The sequence below is a fragment of the Streptococcus mitis genome, from assembly GCF_965111725.1.
GTDB lineage: Bacteria > Bacillota > Bacilli > Lactobacillales > Streptococcaceae > Streptococcus > Streptococcus mitis_DV.
Window position 1 is genome coordinate 1,249,986 of record NZ_OZ217341.1, and the last position, 14,017, is coordinate 1,264,002.

Below are 14,017 nucleotides of genomic sequence, written 5' to 3' on the forward strand. Positions count from 1 at the left end.
TTATGCCAATCCCAATTTTTCAACAAGGGCTTCAAACTCATTCAAACGACGTTCAAAGACTGCAAAGGCATCGTTGAGATAGTCTTCCTTCTCCATATCAACACCAGCTTTTCTCATGACATTAAGTGGATAGTCAGACTTACCTGCCTTGAGGTAGTCGATATAGCGGTCACGGTCTTCTTGACTACCATGGACAATTTTTTCAGCCAAAGCTGAGGCTGCTGCAAAACCTGTTGAATATTGGTATACATAGTAGTTATAGTAGAAGTGTGGAATGCGAGCCCACTCGTATTGGATTTCAGGATTGTCTTCCTTACTCAAACCATAATATTCTTGGTTCAAGTCTGCGTAGAGTTTATTTAGGAAATCGCTTGTCAAGACTTCCCCATTTTGGTCTGCTTGATGAATAGCGTGTTCAAACTCAGCAAATTGAGTTTGGCGGAAAACTGTCCCACGGAAACCATCTAGGAAGTTATTGAGAATAGCAAAGCGCGTTGCGTCGTCTTCCACTTCTTCCAATAATTTCTCCGTCAAAATATTTTCATTGGTCGTTGAGGCAATCTCAGCCAAGAAGATCGAATAATCTCCGTAAACATAAGGCTGAGTCTCGCGAGTATAGCTAGAATGCATACTGTGACCTGTTTCATGAACAAGAGTAAAGAGATTGTCCAGATTGTCCTGCCAGTTAAGAAGCATAAAGGCATTTGTATCGTAAGAACCACCAGAGTAAGCCCCTGAACGCTTGCCTTGATTTTCATAAACATCAATCCAACGCTCACTGAAGGCACGTTTAACACGGCTCAAGTAATCCTCACCCAAGACTGCCAAGGCATCTTCTGCCTTTTTCAAGGCTTCTTGGTAGGTAAAACTGTATTCAACAGATGAAAGTGGTGTGTAGACATCGTACATCTTGAGGTCTGAAATCCCCAAGATTTTTGAACGAAGCTCAAGGTAACGATGCAAGAGTGGCAAATGCTTGCGAACTGCTGCTACCAAATTGTCATAAACACTCTCTGGAACAAAATTGGCTGCGAGGGCTGCATGACGAGCGCTCTTGTAGTTGCGAACTTTGGCACGATAGTTTTGCACCTTAACATTGGTTTGCAAGGTTTTAGCATAGGTGTGTTGGAATTGCTCATAAGTCGCATAAAGGGCTTGATAGGCCCCACGGCGAACCTCACGATTTTTAGACTCCATCAAACGTGTGTAGGTCCCATGAGATAGCTGAACTTCTTTACCATCATCGTCGAGGACATAAGGGAACACAATATCCGCATTGTCCAAAATAGCGAAGGTTTCACTTGCTGAACCAAAGATTTCTCCAGCTCCAGCTAATAATTCTTCTTCGCGTTGTGAAAGAACGTGATCCTTGCTTTGCAAGAGCTTGTCAAAATAGTGTTGATAAACCTGCAATTTTGGTTGAGCTTCTAAAAAGTCAGCATACTGCTTTTCGCTAATCTCCATAAATTCAGGTTCATAGAATGAAAAGGCTTGGTCTAGCTGGCTATAGAGAGTCATGGCCTTGGCGTAATACTCTTGATACTTAGCTTCACGTGTGTCCTGGTCATTTTTCATATGAGCATAAACGTAAATCTTCTCCATTTGGCGTTCCATTTCAAGAGAAAATTCAGTAATTTCGAGTAGGCTATCCGCACTATCCAAGAGATGACCTTCATACTGGACTACTGTCTCCAATTGTTCTGTTAAATCTTTTAAGGCTTCTTCCCAAGCCTGGTCAGTTGGGTAGATCGTTGATAGATCCCATGTATCTTTTTCATTTATTTCATGTCTTTGTAATACCATTAGATTCCTCCATCCTTTCTATTCTACCATATTTTTCAAGAAATATTGCTGATAAAAGGCTGGTGGATAGAGCTTTTGCCAATCATTTTGAGGATTTTTTTGGTAATAGGTATAAAAGTGCTGATAATAGCTAGTCAAGTCTTGTTCAATCTGGAAAAATTTGCCCACTATTGGTCGAATTTGTGGATACCATTCTTTCAGTCCATAAGTCAGGATATTTTCTCCCTTTTGATAGGCTTCTGCTTGTTCTTTCATCCAAATGGGATTTTGATAATAAAGTTGTTGCCGGATATAGCGACAGATGTCCTTGTCCTCAGAAACTGTAAAATGAGATATTTTTTGTTTCTTATAGGGAAGACGCAATATTTCCAATAAACTACCTTGGCCATAGGAAAATTCCTTAATCTGATAATGGAGTTTACCGCGGAGATCTTGGTGGATAAGATATTTAAGTCTTAAAACTTGTTTTCCCTTGTCTAATTCCCAAACATAAAAGCCCATGTTTTGACTGAAATAAAGAAAACCTTGCTGTAGACGAGTCAAACGCTCCTTGAGCCACAGTTTTTGACCCAGCAACCACAGTACTTGGTAACCCTGACTACGATAGCCCTCACTTCGCTCTTTAAGGACTTTCTGAGGCAAGGGACTACACTGAACTTCTAGAGCTAGATTGCCATTTACAAATACATCCGCAATCTGTTTAAGTTCTGAAAGCGGGTACTCTAATTGAACCTTTGTCTCTTTTTTCAACCAGTGATAGAGGGATTCCTTATTGGCCAGGTGTTCTGGACTTTCATTTTCAAAGAAAAAATCACAGTATTTTAGGGATTTATGGGCAAAATGGGGCCGGACACTTGGTCCTTGACGCAAACGGAGCTGACCTGCACAAGCTGGGCAGGTGTATGCTTGCTTCTCAAGCTTATCCTCTAACACATTTACCAACTCTCCCCTAGCATCTCTCGCAACAAACATGATTTCCCTCCTTTTCTATATTATTCGTAAAAAAGAAAAAAGATCAGGAAATTTCCTAATCTTCATCACTCTATAATTTTAGAGTTGCAAGCGACTTTCAAGAGCTTGTGTCAACACTTCAGAATAGTTCACTTTCTCACGATCCGCAAGTCTGACTAGCCACTCTGGAACCGTAACATTTTTTCGAATCGCTTTATTATTCTTTACGAAAGGCAAGGGATTGACCTGAATCAAAGTCACAAATCCATCAGGAGCTTTCAACTCAGCAATGTCACTAGGAGTAGGCAGAGCCAGTCCTTCATCAATATAAGAAGCTAAAACACTCTCAAGCATTTCCCGAGCATTTTTCATTGCAAGTTCAATCGTTGCTCCCTCTGTCCCACCTCCAAACTCCGGAAATTCAATCCAGTATCCAGTACCTTCTTTATGAAAAATAGCAGGATAAGATTTTAGCATAATACACCTCCACAATTTCCAAATCAACTACAATCCCAAATCTTTTAATATTTTTCTCTCTAAACCTTTTCCTAGATCATCATTACCGTGAACTGGAATAGTGACAAGATAGGGAACCCCTTCTTTCTTAAAATGATGATGACTTCCTCTCTTACGAACTTCAATCCATCCATTTGCAAGAGCTAATTTTACCATTTCCTTACCTGTGATTGGCATTCATTGTCACCTTTCTAGCTAAAATTATACTTATAATGCGTATTTTTGTCAATTCTTCTATCTTATCTATTCGTAAAAAAAGAAAAAAAAGATCAGAAAAATTCCTAATCTTCATTCATTTTTATTTGATTTTCTTGGCTAGCATGGTCGCAAAGCGTAGTTGAATACGATTGCCATTTTCATCGCGACGGTGTAAATGGCCTGGATTTTCATTGTACTTAACCAATTCCCAGTCCTTGTAATAGTCTGCCAATTCCCCTTCTTTAAAGGTGAATGGGAAGTTCACTGAGCAAGGATAATCCTCCGTGTCCATGGCACAAACGATAAGATTGTAACCACCAACACTGGTTTTCTCCTGCATATTTTTGATAATTGCAGGAATGCGGTCTGCTTGCAGAAACATCAGAACTACTGTCGAAACGATGAAATCATACTCTTGTCCAATACTAGCTGAATTGATATCGTAAAGACCAACAGGCATGTCCAAGTCTTCCTGCTCCACAATGCTTTGTAAGATTTCAAGGGCCAGTTCATTTTGATCCACAACCGTCACATCAAAACCTTGCTGGGCTAGAAAGAGTGCATTACGGCCTTGACCACAGCCCAAATCCAAGGCTTTCCCTAATTTTACTGTCTGCATGGCCTCTAAGACCTCTGAATGAACAGGATTGGTATTGTATTTCTTAGGGAAATAATCCTCAGGTTTACAATAAAACTCCAAATACCATTCCACATCGTCTGTTACAGCCTCCACTCGGTGCCAGGCTTGAGGTTGCGCCATTGGATTGTCTGCTCCTGCTTCAAAGAGGTGCTCAGCTAAAACCTCACCATCTTCTGTCAATTCAATAAACTTGAGAGCTCCCTTCAAGACAGTAATCTTGCCCCAAGTCCCAACCTTGGTATTGTGTTTCTGCTGAACAGCCTCTGGCATGGTTTCTTTAGTCCACAAAGGCATGCGTTTATAGGCAACTAGTTTTTCCATCTTCATTCCTCTTTTTATCGCTGATTAACAGCTTTCATAACACGCGCGATGTCGCGGTTTTGCTCACGTCGTTTGATAGACTCCCGTTTGTCATAGTCATGCTTCCCTTTAGCTAGACCTAAAAGGAGTTTAGCGTAACCATCTTTGATATAGACTTTAAGAGGAACCAGGGTCATTCCTGTTCCTTTAGTCTCTTGTTCCAATTTTTGAATTTGCTTTTTATGGAGCAAGAGTTTGCGACGGCGTTCTGGTTCCTGGTTCCAGATATTTCCCTCTTCGTAAGGAGCGATATGAACATTGCTCAACCAGACCTCCCCATTTTTCACTTGAGCAAAGCCATCCTTGAGATTGATTCGAGCTGCTCGCACACTCTTGATTTCAGTTCCAGTCAGGACCATCCCTGCCTCTAGCGTATCTACGATAGTATAGTCGTGGCGCGCCTTTTTATTTTGTGCGACGACCTTTCCCTCGCCCTTTGCCATGCTTGGCTCCTTTCTTAGCTACTTCCTTGTAAAAAGGTTTCTTCCCTTTTTTCTTCTTGTCTTTTTGTAAATGCTTGCACTTATCATTTGAGCGTCCTGATTTTCTCTTATCTTCCTTCTTATCTGAACGACGACTTGAACCACGCCCTCTGTCACTGCGATTAGACTGTTTCAAGCCTTTTTCAATCACATCAAACTCACTTGGAATGTAAGAGAAGTCAATTTCACCCGTCATCTTATCAGCTCTTTCAACCCGAATACGAATCTGCTGACCTACACGGAAAGTTGTTCCTGATTTCTCCCCACGAAGAGTCAAATCACGTTCGTTGAAATGATAAAATTCAGGTAGATTTGTGATGTGAATCAAGCCTTCAACCGTATTTGGCAATTCAACAAAGAGACCGAATTTGACAATACTTGATACAACCGCATCGTATTCTTCACCTACGTATTCTTCCATGTACTCAGCCTTTTTCATGGCTTCGACTTCACGCTCAGCCTCGATGGCACGACGCTCACGGTTGGAAGACTGGGTAGCAATCTCTGGAATCACTTGCTCAAAATGCTCTGCTATTTCCTTAGAACGGCCGTAATCCCGAATCATACGGTGAACAAGAAGGTCTGGATAACGACGAATCGGACTAGTAAAGTGAGTATAATAATCAGCCGCTAATCCATAGTGGCCGTGATTGTGCTCTGAATAGCGAGCCTGCTGCATGGATCGAAGAAGCATCATGGACAATACATCTGCATAAGGTTCTCCCTCAACAGTACGCATGATGTCTTGAAGGGCCTCCTGGCTAATCTCACTGGCAGTCCCATAAATGCGCAAGCCAAAACTCGAAGCATAATCAATAAACTTCTGAACTTTTTCAGCCTTTGGCTCCTCGTGAATTCGATAGATGAAAGGCAAATCCAGCTTGCTAAAATGCTCGGCAACTGTTTCATTGGCCATCAACATAAAGGACTCAATCATGCGCTCAGCAACACCACGCTGACGAAGAACGATATCAACAGGCTTGCCCTGTTTATCCACTAAAATCTTGGCTTCGTTGGTATCGAAATTGAGGGCTCCACGTTTCACACGCATGTTTTCTAGCCTTTCATGGAGCTTGGCCATGAGTTCGATACTTGGAACAATTTTCTGATATTCTTGTCTCTTTTCCTTGTCTCCAGCTAGGATGTCATTGACATCACTATATGTCATCCGATAGCTTGTCTTGATAACTGTTTGTGTAATAGTGTAATTAACCACACGACCATGTTTATCAATCTCCATGATGGCAGATTGTGTCAGACGGTCAACTTGAGGATTGAGGGAACAAATGCCGTTTGACAGTCGTTCTGGAAGCATTGGAACAACTCGGTCTGTTACATAGACTGAAGTCGCGCGGTTAAGGGCTTCCTTGTCAAGGGCAGAACCCTCTGTCACATAGTAGGAAACATCTGCGATGTGAACCCCAAGCTCCAGATTGCCATTTTTCAGAGCCTTGATATGCACTGCATCGTCCAAGTCCTTGGCATCCGCACCGTCAATGGTAAAGGTAATTTCATCTCTTAGATCCAGACGACCTTCCATATCCTTTTGAGACGGAGCATCAGGCACACTTTCTGCTTCCTTAACAACAGCTTCTGGAAACTCGGATACAATGTCCATTGATTCCAAGACCTCAAGAACATCAATTCCGACATCCGTTGAGTGTCCCACCACATCGAGAACACTCGCGACAAAGAAAGCATGTTTCTTGCTTGGGTATTTATCGATAAAGACTTTGAGAACTTCTGTTCCTTCTAATTTTAGGGCTGGTTTCTTAACATAAATCGGTTGACTGATTTTCTGATTTTTTGAACGAATATAGCCAGCATACTTAGGCTTTTCCTGATCCAGAACGATTTGCCCGACAACTGTTGTCAAACTGTGTTCTAGGATATCAATAATTTTGGCTTCTGCCGCTGTTCCCTTATTGCGGTCAGCGACTTTTTTGATGACGACCTCAACGGTATCACCATCAATAGCATAGTTGACATCGTTTTTTCCTACAAAAAGGTCATCCTCCTCACCTTCTAGGCTGACAAAACCAAAGCCATTTTTATGGGCATGAAAAATCCCCTTGAGGGTAATCTCATGTTTTTTCTTGACTTCCAAAGTCAAAGTTCCATCTTCTTCAAAACGAATCTGGTGCTTCCTTTCCATTAGGGACAAGGTTTTAATCAACTCACGAAAATCCTTGGAACCGTCTTTTTCCAAAGCCTGAGCCAAGTCATTGACAGTCACCTTTCCCTTGTCTTGTAAATATTCTTTTATTCTATCTTTCATATTTTCTTTCTAGCTTTTTTAATTTTCTTTTACTGTAAAACCTTCTTACACATCCCTTAAAAATAAAAAGAGGCAAAGACCTAGTCCTGCCCATTATTTTCTTATCTACTTGATAATACCGTCAATGCTAAGGCAATGGCTAGCCAGAAAAAGACTAAAATCCCTGTCAAACGCTGCATTACAGCTTCAAAACCGCGTGCTTTACTGCGTTCAAACAAATCACCTGAGCTGGCATCAAATACATTGCTGGATTGGTTTTTGGTTGGTTGCATGAAAATTGCAATTACAATAACAACAGATAATACTAATAAAATGGTTAATAATAGGTTATACATATCAAACTCCTTAAAATCCCTATTATTTTACCATAAAATCTACTTAGATTCAAGATGTAGGGTTACTTTTCTTTCCTTGGGACAATACTTTAAAACCTCAATCTTGTCTGGATGGGTTTTTGAATTTTTACTGGTTAGGTAATTGATACTGCCACAAGAGGAGCATTTGAGATTGATTTTTACTCGCACTAGATTTCCTTTACTTTTAATAATGTTCGAAATTGAATCAGGTTAAAGAGACAACTAAAGGCAACACAAAGGCTTGTCGCATAAAAGACAGCATGGTAGCCAAATTGACCTGCTACTGCAGAACCTGCCATAGGCCCAACGACACCTCCCAGATAAAAGAATACCTGATTAAAGGCAAAGACCCTCGAAATACCGGCTTTGGGTGTCATCTTACTGAGAAGGGCATTAACTCCAGGAATCAAGGCACCGGTTCCCAAGCCAAAGAGGAAACGATAGAGTCCTAGTTGAAGGGGGCTAGAGGCATTAGCACAGAGGAGATAGATGATGACTGAATAAAACTGGGCTACAACTAAGAGGCGATGATTACCCACTTTATCACCTAGCTTGCCCATGACTCCTGCACTCATCATACTGGAAAATCCCATACTGGATACAATCAAACCTGATACAAAGAGAAGATTCTCTGTCTGGCCTAAGTCGCGCACATAAAGTGCTAAAATAGGGCCGATTGATTGGGCTGAAAATTGGATGACAAAACTAGTTAGAAAGAGATTGACCAATAGATAGGGATATTTAACTGATGTAAATAATTCCTTTGTTGGAATGGCCTTTTCCTTGGATACTGGTTGAAAATCTTCCTTAATAAAGCAAATAGTCAAAACAGCAGCTAAGAATAGGAAACTACCAACCAGTAAGAAAACAGTACGGATGCCAAATAATTCTGCAATAAAGCCACCAATAAAGGGACCCGTTAGAGTACCTGCAACTACGCCTGTAGACAAAGTACCTAAGGCAGAGCCTGATTTCTCCTTGGGAACCTGACTGGCTATCAAGGCCGTTGCATTGGGAACAAAACCTGCAAATACACCATTCAGTAAACGAAGAAAGATTAACCAATAGATATTTGGCACAAAAGCCAATCCCCCCATAGTGATAGTCATGGCCAGACCAGCCCGAATCATCATGGGCTTTCGACCGTATTTGTCAGCAAGGATGCCCCAGATAGGAGAGAAAAGTGCTGCAGAAATGGCAGAGACAGAAATAGCTAAGCCTGCATAAAAAGCGACTTGCTCACTTCTTACACCCAGATTTTCCACAAAGATGGGCATAAAAGGCACAACCAAAGAAATACTGGCTCCTGTCAAAAAATTACCAAACCAAGCAATGCGCAGATTATCCTTCCAGTTAATCTCTGTCATCTTGCTTACCTCCCTCAAGAAGGGAGAACACCTGAGTAAGAAGCTGGACCTGATTCCCATTATTATCAAGAATTTGGCTGGCCAAATCTTTCTTTTTCTCTAAAGGCCACTGGGCTGCCAGACGAAACTCAGCTTCATCTTTGGATAACTGGTCCCTTTTCATTAAGCGTTCTACTTGGACATCCCGGTCCACATAGACCAACCAAGTCTCATCAAACCAAGAGACGTAGTCCTGCTCAAAAAGTAGGGGAATATCCATGAAGAAAATCTCTTCTGTCTGAGCCAACTGGTCTCTCAAAGTAGCCAGTTCCTCACGGATAATCTCCCCTTGAATTTGCTTAGACCATTCCCGTTCTTCAGGATTTGAAAAGATAAGACTAGCTAGGAGAGGGCGATTGAGTTCTCCGTTTTCAAGGATGATTTCTTGCCCAAAGTGCTGGACTAGAGCTTCAAACAGACGACCACCAGGTTTCTGTAGTTGGTGGACGACTGCATCGGCATCCACTACTTGAAAACCTTGCTTTCTTAGAAAATTTGTCACAGTTGACTTACCAGAGGCAATTCCTCCTGTGATTCCAATGATTTTTTCCATCAGCCCCTCCTTTGACAGTTTGGACAAAAGTGAGTTCCTCGTCCACCTAGTTGGATTTTCTCAATAATGGTGCCACAACGTGAACATTCTTGACCAGCCTTGTCATAGACCTGATGAAAGTCCTGCATGGTCCCATCTTCCCCAAAGGCATTGGTATAAGTTCGGATGGTGGAACCACCTTTTTCAACAGCCTGTCCCAATACAGCAATGGTCTGGTCATGAATGGCTGTCGCTTCTTCTGCTGTCAAAGTCTGGGAAGGTCTTGCCGGATGAACCTGAGCTCGCCAGAGAACCTCATCCACATAGATATTGCCAAGTCCAGCTACCAAGGTCTGGTCTAGGAGATGGGATTTGATAGGCTTTTTAGATTTAGTTAGAGCAGATTGAAAGACCTGTAAATCAAAGTCTTGTTCGCTTGGTTCAGGACCTAGTTTTTTAGAAATAAAGTAGGCGTCTAAAAGGTCAGGAACCAAGAGTTCCATAGTACCAAACTTGCGAACATCCTCATAAACGAGCGTGCTACCATCCTCAAACTGGAAGAAAACATGGGCATGCTTACGTTCAGGAACCTGGTCTGGATAGTAAAAATACTTGCCTTCCATGCGCAAATGGGAAATCAAGACCTTGTCTGTCAGGTAGAAAATCAAATATTTACCACGACGTCCCATTGACTCAACAATCTGACTAGGCAGCTCCTTTTGAAACTCATCCAAATCCGTCTTAATCATCTTGGGGTAGCGAATTTCTATACTCGAAATCTTCTTTCCTATAATCAATTTTTCTAAGCCACGACGAACAGTTTCAACCTCAGGTAATTCAGGCATAAGTCCTCCTTCTGTAAAAACAAGAAGCAGGCATGAGCCCACCTCTACTTAGTATTCTTTTTCATTATAGCCAAAGTCAGCCAAATCTAGCTTTTTATCGCGCCAGTTTTTCTTGACCTTGACCCAAGTTTCTAGGAAGACCTTGTCTCCTAGCATGAGTTCGATATCACGACGAGCCATGCTACCGATTTTCTTAAGCATAGCACCACCTTTACCGATGATAATCCCTTTTTGACTGTCACGCTCGACCATGATGGTTGCACGGATATGAACCTTGTCTGTCTCTTCATCTCGTTTCATAGAATCCACTACTACTGCAACAGAATGCGGAATTTCTTCACGAGTTAGGTGCAAAACTTTCTCGCGAACCATTTCTGAAACCAAGAATCGTTCTGGATGGTCTGTGATTTGATCAGACGGGAAATATTGGAAACCTTCGTCCAAATTTTCACTCAAAATATCCACTAGACGAGACACGTTATTCCCTTGAAGAGCTGAGATTGGAACGATTTCCTTAAAGTCCATTTGATTACGGAAATCATCAATCTGAGACAAAAGCTGGTCTGGATGAACCTTGTCAATCTTGTTCACCACCAGAATCACAGGGACCTTGGCAGCCTTGAGACGCTCAATAATCATGTCATCCCCCTTACCACGCACTTCATCAGCAGGCACCATAAAAAGAACGGTATCCACTTCACGAAGGGTGCTATAGGCAGATTCGACCATGAAATCTCCAAGGGCCGTTTTAGGTTTGTGAATCCCTGGTGTGTCGATAAAGACGATTTGCTCCTTATCAGTCGTGTAAATTCCCATGATTTTGTTGCGCGTTGTCTGCGCCTTGTCACTCATGATGGCAATCTTTTGCCCCATGACATGATTTAAAAAAGTTGACTTCCCAACATTGGGACGTCCTAAAATGGCTACAAAGCCTGATTTAAAAGTCATAATTTCCTCTTACTGTTTAAAATATTAAATCCCAGATTCGTGGGAGAAAAATCAATGCGCCTGTTAAGGCTGCAAAAAGAGAGACTACTAATACCGCGCCAGCTGCCATATCCTTGGCATTTTTAGCCAGCATGGAAAAGTGATAGTGACTGGCCAAATCCACCACATTTTCAATAGCAGAATTGATAATTTCAAAGGCTACTACCAAGAAAATGCTCAATAGGAGAAAGAGCCATTCGATTCGTGACACCTGAAAAACAAAACCTGCAAGGATGACCACAAGAGCCGTCACTGCATGTTTTCGCATATTGCGTTCTTCCTTGATGGCAGTAAAAATTCCTGTGAGAGCAAATTCTAAACTGGATATCAGGTCACGATTTTTCCATTTTCGTTTATTGTCTTGTGAGTCCATAGGCTGTCAAAATTTCTTCTTGTAAACCGAACATCTCCGCTTCTTCTTCCGGAGTGTAGTGATCATAGCCGTTGATATGTAAAAAGCCGTGTACTGCCAAGAAGCCCATCTCACGCTCAAAGCTATGTCCATATTCCTCAGCTTGATCATGAGCCTTATCAACAGAGATGAAAAGTTCCCCAATATAGGCATCAAACTCAGACATCATCTCTGCCAATTCTGGATTTTCCAGCAAATCCTCTTCGTCAAAGGCAATTTCCAACTCTGGCTTATACTCAAGGCTGATGACATCTGTCGGACGGTCGGTGTCACGGTACTCCAGATTGAGTTCATGACTACGTTCATTGGTCACAAAGGTAACTGCCATCTCCTTGTCTTCTTTGCCTAATTTTTGGGCTGCAAATCCCAAAATTTCTTGGGTTTGTTGCAACATTTCTTTTGAAACTTGACCAGTTTCATCTACCATTTCAATATACATGTGCTTCTCGTTTCTCTTTACTTGGCTTTATTATACCACATTTCCATGATTTTATTCTACCTTTTTGATATAATACTATGGAATACAATCACAAGGAGAGAACGATGTCATTTGACGGATTTTTTTTACACCACATGGTTGAGGAATTGCGAAGAGAGTTAGTGAACGGTCGCATCCAGAAAATCAATCAGCCTTTTGAACAAGAATTAGTCTTGCAAATCCGCAGCAATCGCCAAAGCCATCGCCTGCTCCTTTCTGCCCATCCAGTTTTTGGACGCATTCAGCTGACCCAAACAACTTTTGAAAACCCAGCCCAGCCTTCTACCTTTATCATGGTTTTGAGAAAGTATTTGCAGGGTGCCCTGATTGAGTCGATTGAGCAGGTGGAAAATGATCGTATCGTGGAAATTACGGTTTCCAATAAAAACGAGATTGGAGACCATATCCAGGCTACCTTGATTATCGAGATTATGGGGAAACACAGTAATATTCTACTGGTTGATAAAAGTAGCCACAAAATCCTCGAAGTCATTAAACACGTCGGCTTTTCACAAAATAGCTACCGCACCTTGCTTCCTGGGTCGACCTATATCGCTCCGCCAAGTACGGAATCTCTCAATCCTTTTACGATCAAAGATGAAAAGCTCTTTGAAATCCTACAAACACAGGAAACGACAGCTAAAAATCTTCAAAGCCTCTTTCAAGGTCTGGGACGCGATACGGCAAATGAATTGGAAAGGATACTGGTTAGTGAAAAACTTTCCACTTTCCGAAACTTTTTCAATCAAGAAACCAAACCATGCTTGACTGAGACTTCCTTCAGTCCAGTTCCTTTTGAAAATCAAGTGGGAGAACCTTTTACCAGTCTTTCTGATTTGTTGGACACCTACTATAAGGACAAGGCTGAGCGCGACCGGGTAAAACAGCAAGCCAGTGAACTGATTCGTCGTGTTGAAAATGAACTTCAAAAAAATCGTCATAAGCTGAAAAAGCAAGAAAAAGAGTTACTGGCGACAGACAATGCTGAAGAATTTCGTCAAAAAGGAGAATTGCTGACAACCTTCCTCCACCAAGTGCCTAACGACCAAGACCAGGTTATCCTAGACAACTACTACACCAACCAACCTATCACGATTGCGCTTGATAAGGCCTTGACTCCCAACCAGAACGCTCAACGCTATTTTAAACGGTATCAGAAACTCAAAGAAGCTGTCAAATACTTGACTGATCTGATTGAAGAAACCAAAGCCACTATTCTCTATCTGGAAAGTGTAGAAACCGTCCTCAACCAAGCTGGACTGGAAGAAATCGCTGAAATCCGTGAAGAATTGATTCAAACTGGCTTTATCCGCAGAAGACAACGGGAGAAAATCCAGAAACGCAAAAAACCAGAACAGTATCTGGCAAGCGATGGCAAAACCATCATCTATGTCGGCCGCAATAACTTGCAAAATGAGGAGCTAACCTTTAAAATGGCCCGCAAGGAGGAACTTTGGTTCCATGCCAAGGACATTCCTGGAAGCCATGTTGTCATCTCAGGCAATCTTGAACCATCCGATGAAGTCAAGACAGACGCGGCAGAACTAGCCGCCTACTTCTCTCAAGGTCGCCTGTCAAATCTGGTTCAGGTAGATATGATTGAAGTCAAGAAACTCAACAAACCAACTGGTGGAAAACCCGGCTTTGTCACTTACACAGGACAAAAGACCCTCCGTGTCACACCAGATCCAGAAAAAATCGCATCCATGAAAAAATCCTGATTTTACTTGAAATCAGGATTTTTAACATACTATTCAGTCAAATCATATCCAA

Annotated in this window: 16 protein-coding genes; 1 reads left to right on the top strand and 15 read right to left on the bottom strand. The window is 41.8% G+C overall.

Annotated features, from left to right (window positions below):
* The 15 genes from pepF to ybeY all read right to left on the bottom strand — a co-directional run bounded on the left by pepF (position 1) and on the right by ybeY (position 12,205).
* On the bottom strand, positions 1-1,803 hold the full coding sequence (gene pepF / locus ACLV7Q_RS06160; RefSeq protein ID WP_218757815.1) for an oligoendopeptidase F: 1,803 nt from the start codon (positions 1,801-1,803) through the stop codon (positions 1-3).
* A gap of 18 nt (positions 1,804-1,821) precedes the next feature.
* Positions 1,822-2,775: a competence protein CoiA gene (gene coiA, locus ACLV7Q_RS06165; protein ID WP_218757814.1), complete on the bottom strand. Its 954-nt coding sequence runs from the start codon at positions 2,773-2,775 to the stop codon at positions 1,822-1,824.
* 78 nt (positions 2,776-2,853) lie between these two features.
* Positions 2,854-3,231, bottom strand: coding sequence for a type II toxin-antitoxin system HicB family antitoxin (locus ACLV7Q_RS06170; RefSeq protein ID WP_050252888.1), 378 nt, complete (start codon positions 3,229-3,231; stop codon positions 2,854-2,856).
* A gap of 27 nt (positions 3,232-3,258) precedes the next feature.
* Positions 3,259-3,447, bottom strand: coding sequence for a type II toxin-antitoxin system HicA family toxin (locus ACLV7Q_RS06175; protein WP_001122912.1), 189 nt, complete (start codon positions 3,445-3,447; stop codon positions 3,259-3,261).
* Between the two features lie 121 nt (positions 3,448-3,568).
* Positions 3,569-4,429: an SAM-dependent methyltransferase TehB gene (gene tehB, locus ACLV7Q_RS06180; RefSeq protein ID WP_218757813.1), complete on the bottom strand. Its 861-nt coding sequence runs from the start codon at positions 4,427-4,429 to the stop codon at positions 3,569-3,571.
* A 14-nt stretch (positions 4,430-4,443) separates the two neighbouring features.
* Positions 4,444-4,911, bottom strand: a complete 468-nt coding sequence (gene smpB / locus ACLV7Q_RS06185) for an SsrA-binding protein SmpB (RefSeq protein WP_001051750.1) — start codon at positions 4,909-4,911, stop codon at positions 4,444-4,446.
* Entirely contained in the window at positions 4,874-7,228 is a 2,355-nt protein-coding gene (gene rnr, locus ACLV7Q_RS06190; RefSeq protein WP_218757812.1) for a ribonuclease R, read from the bottom strand. The genes smpB and rnr overlap by 38 nt, the downstream gene beginning before the upstream one ends.
* Positions 7,229-7,329: 101 nt before the next feature.
* Positions 7,330-7,563, bottom strand: coding sequence for a preprotein translocase subunit SecG (secG, locus tag ACLV7Q_RS06195; RefSeq protein ID WP_000282517.1), 234 nt, complete (start codon positions 7,561-7,563; stop codon positions 7,330-7,332).
* Positions 7,564-7,602: 39 nt separating this feature from the next.
* A complete protein-coding gene (gene rpmG / locus ACLV7Q_RS06200) occupies positions 7,603-7,752 on the bottom strand; it encodes a 50S ribosomal protein L33 (RefSeq protein ID WP_001809104.1) in 150 nt (49 codons plus the stop codon).
* Positions 7,752-8,951 carry a multidrug efflux MFS transporter gene (locus ACLV7Q_RS06205; protein ID WP_218757811.1) on the bottom strand — a complete coding sequence of 400 codons (1,200 nt, stop codon included), beginning with the start codon at positions 8,949-8,951 and terminating at the stop codon, positions 7,752-7,754. Before ACLV7Q_RS06205 ends, rpmG begins: the two co-directional genes overlap by 1 nt.
* On the bottom strand, positions 8,938-9,543 hold the full coding sequence (gene coaE, locus ACLV7Q_RS06210; RefSeq protein ID WP_175879999.1) for a dephospho-CoA kinase: 606 nt from the start codon (positions 9,541-9,543) through the stop codon (positions 8,938-8,940). The genes ACLV7Q_RS06205 and coaE overlap by 14 nt, the downstream gene beginning before the upstream one ends.
* Complete coding sequence (gene mutM / locus ACLV7Q_RS06215) at positions 9,543-10,367, bottom strand: DNA-formamidopyrimidine glycosylase (RefSeq protein WP_218757810.1); 825 nt, start codon at positions 10,365-10,367, stop codon at positions 9,543-9,545. The genes coaE and mutM overlap by 1 nt, the downstream gene beginning before the upstream one ends.
* Before the next feature lie 48 nt (positions 10,368-10,415).
* Positions 10,416-11,315 carry a GTPase Era gene (era, locus tag ACLV7Q_RS06220; protein WP_218757809.1) on the bottom strand — a complete coding sequence of 300 codons (900 nt, stop codon included), beginning with the start codon at positions 11,313-11,315 and terminating at the stop codon, positions 10,416-10,418.
* A gap of 16 nt (positions 11,316-11,331) precedes the next feature.
* On the bottom strand, positions 11,332-11,727 hold the full coding sequence (locus ACLV7Q_RS06225) for a diacylglycerol kinase family protein (protein ID WP_000378165.1): 396 nt from the start codon (positions 11,725-11,727) through the stop codon (positions 11,332-11,334).
* Positions 11,708-12,205, bottom strand: a complete 498-nt coding sequence (ybeY, locus tag ACLV7Q_RS06230; RefSeq protein ID WP_218757808.1) for an rRNA maturation RNase YbeY — start codon at positions 12,203-12,205, stop codon at positions 11,708-11,710. The genes ACLV7Q_RS06225 and ybeY overlap by 20 nt, the downstream gene beginning before the upstream one ends.
* Positions 12,206-12,309: 104 nt before the next feature.
* Here ybeY and pavA point away from each other — a divergent pair, with 104 nt between their 5' ends.
* The gene (gene pavA, locus ACLV7Q_RS06235; protein ID WP_218757807.1) at positions 12,310-13,965 is read left to right on the top strand and encodes an Rqc2 family fibronectin-binding protein PavA; all 1,656 of its coding nucleotides are present in this window, start codon (positions 12,310-12,312) and stop codon (positions 13,963-13,965) included.
* Positions 13,966-14,017 lie beyond the last annotated feature (52 nt).